We start from the raw sequence: 16,465 nt of genomic DNA, 5'->3' as shown, positions 1-16,465 counted from the left end.
AGGTCGGAAAGCATGACGTGGGCGTCGCGACAGCGCGGCAGCACGCGCCGCAAGGCGTGCATTTCGCAGGGCGCGGTTGCCGCGGTTTCTGCCCGTATCGGCCGGCATGCGCGCGTGTCGCGCGGGATGCTCTCGGTCCTGCTCTGGGCCGTGGCGAGCGGCATCGCATCGGGCGGCGGGGCATCGGCCGCCGAGATGCCGGCGCCGGGCGCGGTGCGAGCGGCGGATGGCGCGATGTCGTCGGGCGACGTGGCGCCGCCGTCGCCGGCCGTACCCGTCGGGCCCGCCACGGCGCGCCCGCCGTTGCTCGCCGAGCCGGTGCCGGCGGCCGACACCGAGCGCCGCCGCTTCGGCGTGCTGCCGACCACCGCCGAGCCCGGCACGCTCGTGCCCGGCGGCCGGCGCCAGGCACTGACGTTCGCGGATCTCGGGGCGCGCGATCCGCTGCAGCTGCGGGGCACGGACGGCCAGAACGGCATCGCGTTCTCGGTCCGTCGCGACGAGGTCGTCACGGGCGCGACGCTGCATCTGATTTATAGCTACTCGCCCGCGCTGCTGTCGAATCTGTCGCAGCTCAAGGTGCTCGTCAACGGCGAAGTGGCGGCGACGCTGCCGTTGCCGGCCGCTCAAGGCGGGATGACGGTTGCACGCGACGTGTTGATCGATCCGCGCTTCGTCACCGAATACAACCATCTCAACGTTCAGCTGATCGGTCATTACACGAACGATTGCGAGAATCCAGCCAGCTCCTCGCTGTGGGCAACGGTAAGCAACGCGAGCCGGCTCGACCTGACCTATGCGGCGCTGCCCGAACGGCCGGAGCTTGGCGTCCTGCCCGCGCCGTTCTTCGATTCGCGGGACGTCCGGCGGCTCGAGCTGCCGTTCGCATTCGCCGCGCGACCGCCGCGGGAGACGCTGGAGGCGGCGGGCATCGTCGCTTCGTGGTTCGGCGCGCTGGCCTCGTATCGCGGCGCGCGGTTTCCGGCCAGGCCCGGCGGTTTGCCCGAATCGGGCAATGCCGTGGTGTTCGCGACGCCCGACGATCGTCTGAACGGCGTGACGCTGCCGGCAATCGACGGACCGACGCTGGCCATCGCCGAGCGGCAGGCGCCTGTCCAGGGGCAGCTCTTGCTGGTGCTCGGTCGAACGCCGGCCGAAGTGAAGGTTGCCGCGCTTGCGCTCGCGCTCGGCAGCAAGACGCTCGCGGGCACGCAGGCCACGATGAGCCGAGCCGCGAACGTCGCGCCGCGCGTGCCGTACGACGCGCCGAACTGGCTGTCGTCGACCCGCCCGGTGCGGATCGGCGACCTGCTCGACGGGCGCGCGCTCAGCGTGTCCGGATACGACGCGGGCGCGATTCGGCTCGACCTGCGCGTGGCGCCCGATCTGTTCACATGGGATACGCGCGGCGCACCGATCGACCTGCGTTATCGATACACGCCGACGCTGCGCGCCGACCGCTCGTCGCTCAACCAGAGCGTCGGCGACACGTTCGTGAAGGCGCTGCCGATTCCGGCGCGGGAAACGTCCCGCTGGAGCCTGAGTCGCTACCTGCCGTTCATCGCCAACGGCATCGACCGCGCGACGCTGCACGTGCCGCCGCTGCTGCTCACGCCGCGCACGCAACTGCAGCTGCACTTCTTCTACGAGATCCCGGATATGGGCAGATGCACGGGGCGGCTGCTGCAGAACGTCGCGGGTTCGATCGACCCGGATTCGACGATCGACGTGTCGTCGTTTCCGCACTACAAGGCGCTGCCCGACCTCGCCGCGTTCGCCAACAGCGGCTTTCCGTTCACGCGGATGGCCGACCTGTCGGACACGGCCGTCGTGCTGCCTGCCGAGCCGACTCCGGACGTCTACAGTCTGTACCTGCTCGCGATGGGCCGCATGGGCGTGTCGACGGGTTATCCGGTCACCGGCGTGACGGTGACGGATGCCGGCGGTGTCGGCGCGTTCGCGTCCAAGGACCTGCTGATTCTCGGCGCGCCGGATACCCAGCCTCTGCTGACCCGCTGGGCGGCGCGCATGCCGTTCGGCACGGATCGCGACGGCGGCATCTTCGGCCTCGCCGAGGCGGCGCAGTCGCCTCGTGCCGAGCGCGAACGCGTGCGCGCCGGCCTCTCGATCGTCTCGGACGGCACGAGCGCGCTGATTGCCGGTTTCGAGTCGCCGTTGCGCAAGACGCGCAGCGCTGTCTCGTTGATCAGCGCGACAGGGCATGCGGACGACGTGCTCGGCCGCGCACTGCTCGACGACGACATGCTCACGTCGATCCAGGGCGCGATGGTCGTGATTCGCGATCGCACCGTCTCGGTGACGTCGAACGAAACGTCGTATCACGTCGGTGCGCTGCCGCCGATCACGTACCTGCGCTGGATGCTGTCGGAGCGCCCGCTGCTGCTTGCGCTGTTCAGCGTGCTGGCCGCGTTCGTCGCGGCGGCGCTCTTCTATCGTTTGCTCCGTGCGCGCGCGGCGCGCCGGCTGAAGGAATGACATGCGAAACCGACGGTTACGCGGGCTCGGCGCCGCCCGCGCGGGCGGTGTCGCGAGTCTCCTGATCGCGCTGGCACTGCCGCATGCGGAGGCTGCCGGCAGCGACGCGCTGAAGGTGCTCGTCGATCAGGGCCGATACTGGCAGGCGCACGGTCGAGGCGACCTTGCGACACAGGCCTGGAAGAAGGTGCTGGGCGTCGATCCGAATCAGCCCGACGCGCTGTTCGGCATGGGCATGGTGCTCGCCGATCGCCACGATGACGACGGCGCGCGCCGCTACCTTGAACAGTTGCGCCGTATCGCGCCCGGCTTTGCGCGGATCGACGAGCTTGGCCGGCGCCTGGGCGACGCGAGCGTGCGGGACGGCGAGATCAGCGATGCCCGCCGCCTCGCGCAAACGGGGCAGAGCGCACTGGCCGCGCGCGAGTATCAGCGCGCGCTGCAAGGCGCGCCGTCGTCGCCGGCACTGCAGCTCGAATATTTCCAGGCGCTCGCGGCCACGCCGAGCGGATGGAGCGAAGCGCGGCGGGGCCTGGAACGTCTCGCGCGCGACAACCCCGACGATCCGCGCTACGCGCTCGCGTATGCGCAACACCTGACCTATCGCGACGCGACGCGCCGCGACGGCATCGCGCGGCTCGAGCAGTTGTCCGCCGACGGGAAAGTCGGGAAGGAGGCGCGCCAGAGCTGGCGCCAGGCGCTGCTCTGGCTCGCGGCAAGGCCGTCGGATCAGGCACGCTATCTCGCCTACCTGAAGGTGGTGCCCGACGACCCGCCGGTCAAGGCGCGCTACGACAGCATGGTGCAACAGGATCAAACCGGGCGCGAGGACGATCAGCGCGACGCGTCGAACGAAGCGCGCGGCCGCGCGATCGAGGACGGCTTCGCGGCACTCCAGCGCGGCGATCTCGACGCGGCGCGGGCCCGCTTCAACGCCGTGCTCGACAAGTCGCCGAACGACAGCGACGCGCTGGGCGGTCGCGGCATCGTCGAACTGAAGCAGGAGCGCTTTGCGCAGGCGCGAAGCGATCTGGAGCGCGCGTCGCGAGGCGGGAATACGGCGCGCTGGCGATCGGCGCTGGGCAGCGCGACATACTGGTCCTACACGAGCGAGGCACTGGGCGCGCAAAGCAACGGCGACTTCGCCAAGGCGAAAGCGCTGTTCGAGCGCGCGATTCTTGCCGATCCGTCGAACGTCACCGCGCAGGTGATGCTCGGCGACGCGCTGCTGGAGAATCGCGATGCGCGTGGCGCCGAGCAGGCGTACCGGATGGCGCTGCGGCGTCAGTCCGACAATCCGGACGCGATACGCGGCCTGGTCGGCGCGCTGGCCGCGCAGGGACGCGGCGATGAAGCGTTGCAGTTCGCGACGCAACTGAGCGCCGAGCAGCAATCGAAGGCCGGTGGCCTCGACCGGCTGCGTCGTACGGCCGAGGCGGCGCAGGCGCGGCAGGCCGAAGCGCGCGGCGACCTGGGCACGGCGCGCAGCCTGTTCGAGGATGCGCTCGCGGGCAGCCCGGACGATCCATGGCTGCGGCTGGATCTGGCACGCGTATACGTGCGGCAGGGCGCGATCGCGTCGGCACGCAGCATGATGGACGGATTGCTGGCCGAGCGGCCCGACATGGCCGACGCGCTCTACGCCGGCGCGCTGCTGGCCGAGCAGACGCAGGACTGGAGCGTCGGGCTGCAGCGGCTCGAGCGCATCGCGCCCGCGCAGCGCACGGCGGCGATGACGACGTTGCAGCACCGCCTCTGGGTCGGCCAGCAGGTTGCACTCGCGACGCGGATGGCGCGCGAGGGCCGCCGTGCGCAGGCGCTCGGCGTGCTGCACGACGCCGAGGGAATCGGTCAGTCGGTGCCGGCGCTCGCGGCGCAGCTGTCGGCGGGCTATGCGCAAGCCGGCGACGTGTCGCGTGCGCTCTGGATCGTGCAGCGTGCGCTGGCCCGGGAGCCGGACAACGCCGACTTGCTGCTGCAATATGCGCGGATTCTGCTGACCGTGCGCAACGATGCGCTTCTGGGCGACGCGATGCGCCGGCTTGCCGCGATGACGCTGTCGCCCGCGCAGCGAAGCGACTTCGAACGCCTGAACCTCGAGATCGTCGTGCGTCGCGCCGATGCGGTACGTCAGGAGGGCGACCTTGCCGGCGGCTATGCCGTCATCGCCCCCTGGCTGGCCGCGATGCCCGACAGTCCGGAGCTCCAGGGCGCGCTCGCGAGGCTGTATACGTCGGCCGGCGACGCGCCGAACGCGCTGAAATGCTATCGGGTCGCACTGGCCCGCCGGCCCGACGACACGGGCTTGCTGGTCGCGGCGATCTATGCGGCGAGCGGCGCGAAGGCATGGCGCGACGGCGAAGCGTTCGCGGCCACCGCACTGCGTATTGCGCCCGACGACGCAGGGCTGCTTGCCGCGACGGGCCGTCTGTATCGCGCGGAGGGGAATCTTTCGCTCGCCGCGCAGTATCTGCAGCGTGCGCTGCTGGCCGCCAATACGCCGCCCCCGAGCAGCAAGCCGGCGCGATCGAACGTTCCGCGCGGTTGGGAAGACGCGATGCGGCGCATCGGCGCGAATCCGCTGCCCGGTACCAATCCGTTCGAAGGCAAGACCGCCGTCGACGTCGTGCGTCCGTCGAACGGCGCCGGCTTCGGCGCCGCGGTACCGCCGCTGCCGGACATGCCTTCCTGGTCCACCCCGTCTACTTCCGCTCCGACCGTGCCCTATACGATGCCGCCCGCGCCGCCCGCGACCTACGTCACACCGTCCGCCATGCCGGAGGCGCGCATGGTGCCGTCCGCCATACCGCTGCAGCCAGTCGCGCGCGATCCCGGCGGTTACGGCCAGGAGAGCGTTGGCGCGGGCGAATCGGGTGGGCCTGCGATCGCGCGGCGCTATCGGCCCTATCGGGAGCCCGCCGCCGACGTACCGTCAGCGGGGGCGTCCGCTGGATGCGTGTCGCAGGCTGATTCGAACGACGACTGTGCCGGTTACGTCGCCACGCCGTGGCCGATGTCGCCGGCGTCGCGCGCCGCGGCAACGAGCGCATCGCCGATGGCATCCGCGCCCTCCACCAGGGCGAGCAGGCCGTCGCGCGGTGGCGCGAAGCTCGCCTCCGCGCGGTCGTCGGTTCCGTTGCAGGCATACGGGCAGGCCGATGCGTCGCCTCGCTATATCCCGCAGCCGCCGGCCGGCTATGCGAGAAGCGCGATCGCGGCCCGCTCGCCGCAGCCGGATGCGGGCACGGACGCCGGCGGACAGATGCTCGATGTCGCATCCGAGCTTGCGCAGGTGAACCGCGAACAGGCCAGTACGGCGACCGGCGGCCTCGTGTTCCGAAACCGTACGGGCGAAGCGGGGTTGTCGGGCCTCACCGATATCGAGGCGCCGCTGGAAGGGCGGATCAAGGCGGGCAACGGTCACATCGTCGTCACCGCCACCCCCGTCATGCTCGACGGCGCCAGCTCGGCCACCGATGTGCCGACCCTCGCCCGGTTCGGCGCGGGGCTCGCAATGGCGCCCGGCGGCGGCTCGCCGGGTGCCCAGACGGCGAGCGGCGTCGGTCTCTCCGCGGGCTACGAAGGCAAGCAATTGAAGGTCGATGTCGGCGCGACGCCGGTCGGGTTCCCGTACCAGGATATGGTGGGCGGCGCGCGCTACAACGGTGCCATCACCGATCGGGCCGCCTATTCGCTGGCCGTCACGCGCCGCGCGGTGACCGACAGCGTGCTTTCGTTCGCGGGCGCGCGTGATGCGAGTGCCGGCCTCAAGTGGGGCGGCGTGATGCGCAGCGGCGCGCGCGGCGCGCTGAGCTGGGACGACGGCACCAGCGGCTTGTATGTCGAGGGCGCGTTCGACTACTACGACGGCCATCACGTGGAACGGAACTTCTCGGGCAAGGGGAGCGGTGGCGCCTATACGCGCCTGTTTCGCGACGCGGACCGGACGCTCACCGTGGGCGTCAATGCGACGTGGATGCGCTTCAGCAAAAACCAGTCGTATTTCACGTACGGCCAGGGCGGCTATTTCAGTCCGCAGCAGTATGTGATCCTGAACATACCGATCGAGTTTGCGGGGCGAACGGGTCCATTTTCCTACGATCTGAACGGATCGTTCGGTGTCCAGCATTACCGGCAGAACGCGGTGCCGTATTTCCCGCTCGATCCCGGCATGCAGGCGCAGGCGGCGGCGAACGCCGCCACCAGTCAAGCGGTGGGGCTCGACCCGGGGGCCGTGTATCCGGCCCGCAGCAAGACCGGCGTTGCCTATTCGCTCGCCGCGCGCGGCGAATACCAGGTCGCTCCGCAGCTCGCCGTCGGCGGGACGGCATCGTTCGGCAACGCGTATCAGTATCGCGAGTGGACGGCGGCCGTTTATCTCCGCTACAGCTTTACGCCGCAAGGTGGTGTGCCGCTGTTTCCGCCGCGCGCGTTCACGTCGCCGTATCTCGCGGAAGCCGACTGAACGGATTCGCATGGAGTCGTGGCGGTTCCATGCGAAACGCAGCGCATGCCGGCGTCCTCGCCCATACGCTTGCTGGCGGATCCGTTCAGAGCTTTGTCGGCCCATCGGTGCGTTCGCGACGTACAGTGTGTCATCGAAATCCGGTGGATGCCGAACCGCCGTGTCCGAGCGAATCGACCGGCAACGCGCGATGCGCTGGCCACTCAAGACTGACCATGGCTGAACAACACGATATTTCCAGTGCGATTGCCGAATTCAATCGCTCGTATCTCATGCTGGCGAAGTGGTTGCTGCTCGCCAACCGCGACGAGGCCTCGCGGCAACTGGGCATTTCGGAAAAGACGGCATCACGTATCGCATCGCTGACACTGGCGCAGATCGACGATCTGGCGGCAGGCGGCAAACTGTTCTGCGCGTTTCGCGACGAATTGGCCCCGGGGCGCGCGTGAATCGGTCGAGCGACGGGGCGCACCACGGCATCGGGGCGGCTCCGACAACGGTCGCAGGCGCGCTCGCGCCCTGGCGGCATCCTGAACCCGAACGAAGTGCGCGGTCACGCGAAGACGTGGTGACGCGACGGTCCGACTGTTTCCCATGCACGCAAACGAGAAAGAATCGATGATCTCCCAATCCATCTTCAAGGCATATGACATTCGCGGTGTGGTCGGCAAGACGCTCGACGCCGATACGGCGCGCGGGATCGGCCGGGCATTCGGCAGCGAAGTGCGCGCACAGGGCGGCGACGCGGTCGTCGTCGCGCGCGACGGCCGCCTGTCGGGGCCCGAGCTCGTCGGTGCGCTCGCCGATGGCCTGCGTGCGGCGGGTGTCGATGTCGTCGACGTCGGCATGGTGCCCACGCCGGTCGGCTATTTCGCGGCGAGCGTGCCGCTGGCACTGAAGGGCGGCGAGCGCCGCGTCGATTCGTGCATCGTCGTCACGGGCAGCCACAACCCGCCCGACTACAACGGCTTCAAGATGGTGCTGCGCGGCGCCGCGATCTACGGCGAGCAGATCCAGGCGCTGTACCGTCGCATCGTCGACGAGCGCTTCGAAACGGGCAACGGCACGTTCGAGCAGTTCGACGTCGCGGACCAGTACATCGCGCGCATCGTCGGCGACGTGAAGCTCGCGCGCCCGCTGAAGCTCGTCGTCGACGCCGGCAACGGCGTCGCGGGCCCGCTCGCGACGCGCCTGTTCAAGGCGCTCGGCTGCGAACTCGTCGAGCGCTTCACCGACATCGACGGCACGTTCCCGAATCACCACCCCGATCCCGCCCACCCGGAAAACCTGCAGGACGTGATCCAGGCGCTGAAGGACACCGACGCCGAACTCGGCTTCGCGTTCGACGGCGACGGCGACCGCCTGGGCGTCGTCACGAAGGACGGCCAGATCATTTTCCCGGACCGCCAGCTGATGCTGTTCGCGGAGGAAGTGCTGTCGCGCAACCCGGGCGCGCAGATCATCTACGACGTGAAGTGCACGCGCCATCTCGCGCAGTGGGTGAAGGCGAAGGGCGGCGAGCCGCTGATGTGGAAGACGGGCCATTCGCTGGTGAAGGCGAAGCTGCGCGAGACGGGCGCACCGCTCGCGGGCGAGATGAGCGGCCACGTGTTCTTCAAGGACCGCTGGTACGGCTTCGACGACGGTCTCTACACGGGCGCGCGCCTGCTCGAGATCCTCGCGAAGACGGCCGATCCGAGCGCGGTGCTCAATGCGCTGCCGGATGCGATGAGCACGCCCGAACTGCAGCTCAAGCTTGAGGAGGGCGAGAACTTCCGCCTGATCGACAAGCTGCAGAAGGAAGCGAAGTTCGACGGTGCGGACGAAGTCGTGACGATCGACGGCCTGCGCGTCGAGTACCCGGACGGCTTCGGCCTCGCGCGTTCGTCGAACACGACGCCGGTCGTCGTGATGCGGTTCGAATCGGAGACCAAGGAAGGGCTCAAGCGCATCCAGGACGATTTCCGCCGCGTGCTGACGGCCGCGAAGCCGGACGTCGAGCTGCCGTTCTGAGCGACGTACGCACGCGTATTGTCGAATTGTCGACGCATCCGATACGTGCGGGGGCGGGTCCGTCGCGGCGCCGAGCGTTCGAACACGCGGGCCGCCGCAGACGCAACCGTCACCCGTCGACAACATAACGAACCGTTCGGGACGAGCGTCCCGTTCGGCTTTTCAAGACGCCGGAACAATTTGGAGGAAAAGGATGTCGGGCTATCGCGAACTGAAGGCGCAAGCCGATGAACTGATGAGACGGGCCGAGGAAGCGAGACTGGCCGAACTCGAAACCGTGCTGCAGGAAGTCCGCAACCGTGTCGCCGAATACGGGTTGACGCCGAAGCAGATATTCGGCCGCAAGGGGGGCGTGGGGAAGCCTGCAAGGCCAACGGTCACCGTAGCGCCGAAGTACCGCGATCCGAACACCGGAACGACATGGAGCGGGCGGGGGCGCGAGCCCGCGTGGATCAAGGGAAAGCGCCGCGAGCGTTTCCTGATCGAGCACCAGGACGACTGAACGGGCAATCGCGCGGCGCGCCGGTTGCTGGCGCCGAGGCCAACGCCAACGCCAACGCCAACGCGTCGCAGAAGAGCGAGCACCTACAATGGAGGCGTCCGTCGGCCTGCGCTTCACCCTGACCTGGGTGACGCGCGGGCCGATCCACCCGCGACCCTCCAAGGCCAACATGGAAATCAAATGGATCGAGGATTTCCTCGCGCTTGCTCAATATCAGAGCTTTTCCCGCGCGGCTGAATTTCGCAACGTCACGCAATCGGGTTTCAGCCGCCGCATTCAGTCGCTCGAGCAGTGGATCGGCGCCGAACTGATCGACCGCAGCAGCTTTCCGCCGGTGCTGACGCCGGCGGGGCGCCTGTTTCGCGAGACCGCCGAGGACGTGCTCAGCCGCCTGTTCGACACGCGGGCCATCATCCGCACCGAGCAGCGGATCGCCGGCAAGAGCCTGCAGATCGCCGCGGGCCACACGATCGCGCTGAGCTTCCTGCCGACCTGGCTCAAGGCGCTCGCCCCGCATTTCGGCGAGGTGCGGGCGCGCGTCATTCCGACCAATGTCCATGACTCGATCCTGATGCTCGTCAACGGCAACTGCGAGCTCATGTTCGCCTATCACCATCCCGAGCTTCCGCTTCATCTCGACCCCGCGAAATACGAGCACCTGACCGTGGGCCTCGACACGTTGATGCCGGCGTGCCGGCCGAACCGCCATTCGGCGCCCGCGTTTCGCCTTCCCGGAACGAGACAGAACCCGTTGCCGCTGATTTCCTATACGGAAACCAGCTACTTCGGTCGATGTCTCGCGCTGCTGCTCGGTCGTGCGTCGGACACGCCGGCCTTGCAACTGCATTACGAGTCCGACATGGCCGAAGTGCTGAAAAAGCTCGTGATGGAAGGTGAGGGCGTCGCGTGGCTGCCCCGCAGCGCGATCGCCGCGGAACTGGCGGCCGGCGAGCTCGTGCCGGCCGGAGCGGCGGCGTGGAATCTGGACGTCGAGCTGCGCGTGTATCGCGACGTGTCGAACCGCAGCGACTTCCTGGACACGCTCTGGCAGCATCTGCGCGCGGAGCCTGCCCGGCTAGGGTGAGCAAGGGTTTTCCCGCCTTATGCGGAACTCGCATACCGCCATGTTGCACCGGCATCACGAAGTTTTTGACCATCCCTACCATTCGTTCCAGCGGCAACCGTGACGCGTGACCGGCGTCGCGCGGCCTTCTTCGCAGCGCTCGTTCGCCTCCCGGCGGCCGGGCGTCACCCAAGGACGAATGGACATGAAAAATCGCCTTACCCTGAGCATTGCAATCGGCATGATCCTCGGTGTCGTCGCCGGTTATGCGTGCCACACCAGCATAGCGGACCCGGCCACGCTCAAAGCGGTCGCCGGCTACTTCTCGATCGTCACCGATATCTTCCTGCGCCTGATCAAGATGATCATTGCGCCGCTGGTGTTCGTGACGCTCGTGTCCGGCCTGGCCGGCATGGACAGCGGCGAAGACGTCGGCCGCATCGGCCTGCGTTCGATCGGATGGTTCATCTGCGCGTCGCTGCTTTCGTTGAGCCTGGGCCTCGTCATGGCCAATGCGCTGCAGCCGGGCGCCGGCCTGAACCTCACGGAGACCGCCGGCGAGGTCAACACCGGATTGAATACCGCTGCCCTGAACGCCCGGGACGTGATCACGCATGCGTTCCCGACCAGCCTGCTCGACGCGATGGCGCGCAACGACATCCTGCAGATCCTGGTGTTCTCGATCTTTCTCGGCGTCGCGCTGAGTGCGCTGAAGCACGACAAGCGCGTCGGCGTCGTGATCCAGTCGATCGACGGCATGGTGCCGGTGATGCTGCGCCTGACGAACTACGTGATGCGCGCGGCGCCGCTCGGCGTATTCGGTGCGATCGCTTCGTCGGTCACGCTGCGCGGGCTCGACGTGATCGCAACGTATGGCAAGCTGATCGGCGCGTTCTACCTCGGCTTGCTCGTGCTCTGGATGATCCTGATCGGCGTCGGCTATGTGTTTCTCGGGCGGCGCGTCGGCAGCCTGCTGAAGGCCGTACGCGAACCCGCGCTGATCGCATTCTCGACCGCGAGCAGCGAGGCCGCCTATCCGCGCCTGACCGAGCAGCTCGAGAAGTTCGGCGTCGACAAGAAGGTCGTGGGCTTCACGCTGCCGCTCGGTTACGCGTTCAACCTCGACGGCTCGATGATGTATCAGGCGTTTGCGGCCATCTTCATCGCGCAGGCGTTTGGCGTGCACATGCCGTTGTCGCAGCAGGTCTTCATGCTGCTCGTGCTGATGTTGAGCAGCAAGGGCATGGCGAGCGTGCCGCGCGGCTCGGTGGTGGTGGTTGCGGCGGTCGCGCCGATGTTCCATCTGCCGGCGGCCGGCGTCGCGATGGTCCTGGCGATCGACCAGATCCTCGACATGGGCCGCACGATGACGAACGTGATCGGCAACAGCGTGGCGACGGCGGTGATCGCGAAGTGGGAAGGCCGGCGTGCCGCGAAGCCGGAAGGCGCCGTATTCGACCAGCCGGAGCTGAACGCATGATGCGCACGGATAGCGGGAATGCGCGGCGGAAATTCGGCGTGGTCGGCGGTCTCGGGCCGCTGGGGAGCGCCGACGTGTTCTTCAAGATGGTGAAGGCGACGCCTGCGTCGTCCGACGAGGAGCACGACGAAGTGATCTTCGAGCAATACCCGTTCAAGGGCTCGGGGTCGGGCAGTGCGGCGACCATCGAGCGCAAGCTGTACGTGTTCGACATGATCCGGTCGTTCGAGCAGCGTGGCGTGACGACGGTCGTGCTGCCGTGTTTCCTGAGCCATACGTTCATCGACGAGCTGAAGGCGAATACGCGCCTGCCGATCGTCGATATCGTCGAAGCGGTTCGCAGCCACGTGCGGCGCAAGTATCCCGACGCGACGCGCATCGGCGTGCTCGCTTCCGACTATGTGCGCGACAAGCGGCTCTTCGACACCTATTTCGCGTCACCGCCATTCGAAGTCGTCTATCCGCGGTCGCACGAAGGTGTCGATCTCGTAACCGAGGCCATCTACGGATCGGACGGCATCAAGCGCGGCAATCTTCGGGGCCGGCCGGTCGAGCTGCTGCGCCGCGCCTGCGAGGATCTCGTCGATCAGGGCGTGCAGGTCATCGTTCCGGGGATGACCGAGATCGCGCTCGTCGCGGACGAAATCGGTTCGCAGCGCGTGCCGCTCGTGGATTCGAACCTCGCGTATGCGCAGTACGCGGTGACCGGGCAGCCGGGTTCGCGCACGGCGCCGTTCAAGATCGGCGTGGTCGGCGGCGTGGGGCCGGCCGCGACGGTCGATTTCCTGGACAAGATCGTGCGCAACACGCCGGCGTCGCGCGATCAGGACCATATCAAGCTGCTGGTCGAACAGAATCCGCAGATTCCCGACCGGACGGAGAACCTGGTCGGCACCGGTGCGGACCCGACGATCTCCCTGTACGCGACCTGCAAGAAGCTGGAAGACGGCGATGCCGACATCATCGCGATTCCATGCAACACCGCGCATGCGTTCGTCGAACGGATTCAGCCTTATCTCGGCATTCCGATCGTCAACATGCTGACGGTCACGGTCGCCCACCTGCGTGATACCTATCCGGCGCTGCGGGAGGTGGGCGTGCTGGCGACGTCGGGCACGATCGAAAGTGGCGTGTACAAGCGGGCGCTGGCGTCGCAAGGCCTTCGGCAAGTGGCGCCGGCGCCGGCGTTGCAGGCGCGCGTGATGGAGGCGATCTACGGAAAGCAGGGCGTCAAGGCCGGCTTTACGACCGGACAGTGCGAGGAGGATATCGGTGCGGCCGTCGAGGCGTTGATTGCCGAAGGCGTGAGCGTGATCGTGCTCGGATGTACCGAACTGCCGATCCTGTTGCCGGGCGGCGAATATGTGGCGCGCAACGGGAGTCGGGCAACGCTGGTCGATCCGACCGAAGTGCTTGCCCGCGCGTGCATTGGTTATGCGACGGCGGGCGGTGGCTGAGTCGGTTCCTGTTTGGGGAGGGCGTTGATGATGAGGTTGGCGCCCGCCGGGTTCGAGGCACGGTTCAGGCGCGTCGGCGTCGCATCAGGTTCTGCCCGCATCACCTGCACCCGGCCCGGCCGGGCGCGTGATGAAATGGCGTCCGGACGAGGGCGCCGCTGCGTCATCCCGGTACGAGGAAAATGCGTAGTTCAGCAACCGGGCCGCATCCGATATTCTTGCTGCGGCAGTGGGCGCGCCCAGGACCACCGCGAACACGCGGCGCTTCATCGTGGGGGCGGCCTGCAATCGGCTCGCGGTCGCGACGATGCAATATCCGGCGGCCGCGGTGTGTCCCGTCTTCAGGCCGTCCACGGACGGATCCATGCCAAGCAGCCAGTTCTTGTTGCGCTTCTCGAATTTTCCGTAGGAGAAGCGCTGCTCGGATGAGTACCCGTAGTATTCCGGGAAGTCTCGCGTGAGACGGAGTGCCAGCGTGGACAGATCGCGAGCGGTCGAATGGTTACCCGGTGTCGTGATGCCTGACGGCGTGGTGAAACGGGTGTGCTGCATGCCGATCTGCCGCGCCGTGTCGTTCATCCGTTGCTCGAAACCGGCCGGCGAGCCGCCGACCCGCTCGGCCAGCACCAGCGCCGCATCGTTCGCCGACGCGACGATCAGGCCCTGGACCAGGCGCCTGACCGTGACGCGCTGTCCGGGGACGAGATACATCCGGGCTTCGTCGCTGCCGACTTCCGCTACATCGGACACGCCGACCGTGACCTTTTCGTCCCAGCTCAGGGTTCCGTCGCGCAACGCACGAAGCACGATATATGCGGTCATGAGCTTGGTGAGCGACGCGGGCTGACGTTCCGCGTCCGCGTTGTGCTCGGCGAGGATCTGTTCGGACGCACCGTCGACGACGAGCCATGACACGGCTTGAATGTTCGGCGGTGCAGGCGCAGGTGCAGGTGCGGGCGCGGCTTCGGCCAGTGCTGTCAGACAGGCGGTAATGGCAGCCAGCAAGCGGGGGAAGCGCAGGCGTGAATGGAATCGTCGTGTCGTATGCCGAATAACCTGCATGGGAATGTGAGTCGTGACGGGTAGGGCTGATCGGGCGTCGAGCGGATGTGTCGACGGGGAGCGTCTGGCGTGACGTATCGCGACAGGATTCGCGGACGCCGATCATAAGCGACGACGCGGCGCGTGCGATGCCGTGTCGGCATCGCGTGATGCGTGAGCGGCATACGACCTCGAACGCGCGGGCCGTACGCCGTAACGACACGCACCCGCGGAGCGTCGTTCAGCGTGCGCTGTCGATGATCGAGCCGCCGTCCGGCGTGAGGCTGTAGCCGGTCAGGAACTGTGCGTCCTTGCTGGCGAGAAACAGGACGACCGGCGCGATGTCGTCGTCGGGTGTGCCGAAACGCCCCAGCGGGTTGGTCGGTGGCGGCACGTTGGCGTTCTCGCTCCACGTCTGCGCCAACGGCAACAGGTTGTTGACCGTGATCCGGTCAGCGGCCCATTCGCGCGCGGCGGTTCTCGTCAGCGCGCGTACCGCTTCTTTGGCCATGTTGTACGGACCGTATCCCGCGAGACCCATGACGCCGGCCATCGAGCCGAAGTTGATCACTCGCCCTTCGCCGCTCGCTTTCAGGTGCGGGTAAGCCGCCTGCATCATCCTCAGGTACGCGATGGGTCCGAGATCGAAGTTTCTTTGCAGTTTCTCCACCGATAACTCGGCGATCGAGGAGAACGGCACGGACGGATCGAACGCATTGTTCACGAGTATGTCGATGCCGCCGCACGTCGTGGCGACCTTGTCGACGGCGGCGTTGATCTGATCGGCGCTGCCGAGATCGCAAGGGACGCCGAGCGCATGGCCGCCGGCGGCCTCGATGTCGGCGACAACCGCATCGACGTTGGCCGACGTGAGCGACACGACCGCTACCGTTGCGCCTTCGGCGGCGAACCGTTTCGCGATGGCGCGGCCGATGCCTCGGCCTGCGCCCGTTACGATGGCAATTTTCCCGTTGAGTCGGGCCATGACGTTCTCCTTTAGCTGACGGTTGCATGACGCGTCGTCGCGACCATGCCGTACGGTGACGGGATGTCACGCGCCGCGTTTTGCGTGGTGAATGAAACGACGAGACAGACGAGGGCGGCCGCTGCCGGCAGTGCGCCGCGTGGCTTGCGAACACCGATGTGTGCGAGTGCGGAAAGCAGCAGGTGATAGAAGATGCCCGCGTACGCGAGATCGCTGAGCGGTACGCCGACACGCGTCAGGATGACCGCTATGGCGGCGATCTTCACGACGATCAGGAGCGGCACGAGATACGCGGGATAGCCGAATTCGACGAGGGTTTTACGGACCCAATCCCGCTTGACGATGTAGAGCGTTGCGGATGCCAGATAGAGCAGCGACAGCAATGCGGTGCTGATCCAGTATGCGATATTTTCAGCCATTTGTTGCGGGTTCCTGAGTTTCGTCGATCTCGACTTGGCGCAAGAATGTCGTCTAAGATGAAATCCCGCAAGTAGGATGATTTTCTGTCTGTTGGTATGGAAAAGATGACTAATGATGCCGACGAAGTGAATATGCACGATGAAATGAGACGCGCATTCTCGCTGCTTTCCGGCAAGTGGAAGCTGGAGATCATGTGGCTGCTCAATCAGCGTGTCTATCGATTTGGAGAACTACGAAAAGCGATTCCCGGCATCACGCAACACATGCTGACCGCTCAACTACGCGAATTGGAATCGGACGGCTTGATTACCCGTACGGTGTTCGCGGAAGTTCCGCCGCGCGTCGAATACGGAATCACCGCAAAGGCGCGCGGTCTCGGGCCGACGATGGAGGCGTTGACGGCATGGTGGAACGAGTACGGGCGTACCGTGCCGGCCAAGCCGTCGACGCGCGGACGCAAGGCCAGTTCCGCCAAGGTGAAGCCGGAGTGATCTGGCGCGTTTTCCCGCATTCGGCTTGCTCGTGGAAAACTGTATGAATATA

The 16,465-nt window shown here is 67.0% G+C and carries 12 protein-coding genes; 9 read left to right on the top strand and 3 right to left on the bottom strand.

The genetic code is table 11. The features are described 5' to 3' along the window. Positions 1 to 12: 12 nt before the first annotated feature. From bcsB to cuyB, 8 genes are all read left to right on the top strand, one after another. Positions 13 to 2,496: a cellulose biosynthesis cyclic di-GMP-binding regulatory protein BcsB gene (gene bcsB, locus AC1Z3W_RS18715; RefSeq protein ID WP_483508205.1), complete on the top strand. Its 2,484-nt coding sequence runs from the start codon at positions 13 to 15 to the stop codon at positions 2,494 to 2,496. Between the two features lies 1 nt (position 2,497). Then, complete coding sequence (locus AC1Z3W_RS18710) at positions 2,498 to 6,961, top strand: cellulose biosynthesis protein BcsC (RefSeq protein ID WP_483508204.1); 4,464 nt, start codon at positions 2,498 to 2,500, stop codon at positions 6,959 to 6,961. Between the two features lie 215 nt (positions 6,962 to 7,176). After that, positions 7,177 to 7,410, top strand: a complete 234-nt coding sequence (locus tag AC1Z3W_RS18705) for a flagellar transcriptional regulator FlhD (RefSeq protein ID WP_483508203.1) — start codon at positions 7,177 to 7,179, stop codon at positions 7,408 to 7,410. Positions 7,411 to 7,579: 169 nt separating this feature from the next. Next, positions 7,580 to 8,974 (top strand): phosphomannomutase/phosphoglucomutase, encoded by a 1,395-nt coding sequence (locus AC1Z3W_RS18700; RefSeq protein WP_483508202.1) that lies wholly within the window; start codon positions 7,580 to 7,582, stop codon positions 8,972 to 8,974. Positions 8,975 to 9,167: 193 nt separating this feature from the next. Beyond that, the gene (locus AC1Z3W_RS18695; protein ID WP_057928201.1) at positions 9,168 to 9,476 is read left to right on the top strand and encodes an H-NS histone family protein; all 309 of its coding nucleotides are present in this window, start codon (positions 9,168 to 9,170) and stop codon (positions 9,474 to 9,476) included. Positions 9,477 to 9,645: 169 nt separating this feature from the next. Then, a complete protein-coding gene (locus AC1Z3W_RS18690; RefSeq protein WP_483508337.1) occupies positions 9,646 to 10,560 on the top strand; it encodes a LysR substrate-binding domain-containing protein in 915 nt (304 codons plus the stop codon). A 184-nt stretch (positions 10,561 to 10,744) separates the two neighbouring features. Continuing rightward, positions 10,745 to 12,019 carry a dicarboxylate/amino acid:cation symporter gene (locus tag AC1Z3W_RS18685; protein WP_483508201.1) on the top strand — a complete coding sequence of 425 codons (1,275 nt, stop codon included), beginning with the start codon at positions 10,745 to 10,747 and terminating at the stop codon, positions 12,017 to 12,019. Then, positions 12,016 to 13,476: a cysteate racemase gene (gene cuyB / locus AC1Z3W_RS18680; RefSeq protein WP_483508199.1), complete on the top strand. Its 1,461-nt coding sequence runs from the start codon at positions 12,016 to 12,018 to the stop codon at positions 13,474 to 13,476. The genes AC1Z3W_RS18685 and cuyB overlap by 4 nt, the downstream gene beginning before the upstream one ends. Before the next feature lie 84 nt (positions 13,477 to 13,560). Here the strand turns inward: cuyB and AC1Z3W_RS18675 are convergent, their stop codons facing one another. The 3 genes from AC1Z3W_RS18675 to AC1Z3W_RS18665 all read right to left on the bottom strand — a co-directional run bounded on the left by AC1Z3W_RS18675 (position 13,561) and on the right by AC1Z3W_RS18665 (position 15,921). Further along, positions 13,561 to 14,538 (bottom strand): D-alanyl-D-alanine carboxypeptidase family protein, encoded by a 978-nt coding sequence (locus tag AC1Z3W_RS18675; RefSeq protein WP_082664819.1) that lies wholly within the window; start codon positions 14,536 to 14,538, stop codon positions 13,561 to 13,563. 220 nt (positions 14,539 to 14,758) lie between these two features. Continuing rightward, the gene (locus AC1Z3W_RS18670; RefSeq protein WP_057928204.1) at positions 14,759 to 15,502 is read right to left on the bottom strand and encodes an SDR family NAD(P)-dependent oxidoreductase; all 744 of its coding nucleotides are present in this window, start codon (positions 15,500 to 15,502) and stop codon (positions 14,759 to 14,761) included. A gap of 11 nt (positions 15,503 to 15,513) precedes the next feature. Next, positions 15,514 to 15,921: a DoxX family protein gene (locus AC1Z3W_RS18665; protein ID WP_483508198.1), complete on the bottom strand. Its 408-nt coding sequence runs from the start codon at positions 15,919 to 15,921 to the stop codon at positions 15,514 to 15,516. Positions 15,922 to 16,017: 96 nt separating this feature from the next. On the opposite strand from AC1Z3W_RS18665, the gene AC1Z3W_RS18660 reads away from it, so the two are divergent. Beyond that, entirely contained in the window at positions 16,018 to 16,413 is a 396-nt protein-coding gene (locus AC1Z3W_RS18660) for a winged helix-turn-helix transcriptional regulator (RefSeq protein WP_124835586.1), read from the top strand. Positions 16,414 to 16,465: the final 52 nt, after the last annotated feature.

It is taken from the genome of Burkholderia sp. 10_S31 (assembly GCF_056930375.1).
Note: the sequence above shows the minus strand (reverse complement) of the source record. Positions and strands in the feature narration are given on the sequence as shown.

Coding starts and splice junctions, on each gene's coding strand:
- bcsB (WP_483508205.1), top strand. CDS start 13: ATGACGTGGGCGTCGCGACAGCGCGGCAGCACGCGCCGCAAGGCGTGC.
- AC1Z3W_RS18710 (WP_483508204.1), top strand. CDS start 2,498: ATGCGAAACCGACGGTTACGCGGGCTCGGCGCCGCCCGCGCGGGCGGT.
- AC1Z3W_RS18705 (WP_483508203.1), top strand. CDS start 7,177: ATGGCTGAACAACACGATATTTCCAGTGCGATTGCCGAATTCAATCGC.
- AC1Z3W_RS18700 (WP_483508202.1), top strand. CDS start 7,580: ATGATCTCCCAATCCATCTTCAAGGCATATGACATTCGCGGTGTGGTC.
- AC1Z3W_RS18695 (WP_057928201.1), top strand. CDS start 9,168: ATGTCGGGCTATCGCGAACTGAAGGCGCAAGCCGATGAACTGATGAGA.
- AC1Z3W_RS18690 (WP_483508337.1), top strand. CDS start 9,646: ATGGAAATCAAATGGATCGAGGATTTCCTCGCGCTTGCTCAATATCAG.
- AC1Z3W_RS18685 (WP_483508201.1), top strand. CDS start 10,745: ATGAAAAATCGCCTTACCCTGAGCATTGCAATCGGCATGATCCTCGGT.
- cuyB (WP_483508199.1), top strand. CDS start 12,016: ATGATGCGCACGGATAGCGGGAATGCGCGGCGGAAATTCGGCGTGGTC.
- AC1Z3W_RS18675 (WP_082664819.1), bottom strand. CDS start 14,538: ATGCAGGTTATTCGGCATACGACACGACGATTCCATTCACGCCTGCGC.
- AC1Z3W_RS18670 (WP_057928204.1), bottom strand. CDS start 15,502: ATGGCCCGACTCAACGGGAAAATTGCCATCGTAACGGGCGCAGGCCGA.
- AC1Z3W_RS18665 (WP_483508198.1), bottom strand. CDS start 15,921: ATGGCTGAAAATATCGCATACTGGATCAGCACCGCATTGCTGTCGCTG.
- AC1Z3W_RS18660 (WP_124835586.1), top strand. CDS start 16,018: ATGGAAAAGATGACTAATGATGCCGACGAAGTGAATATGCACGATGAA.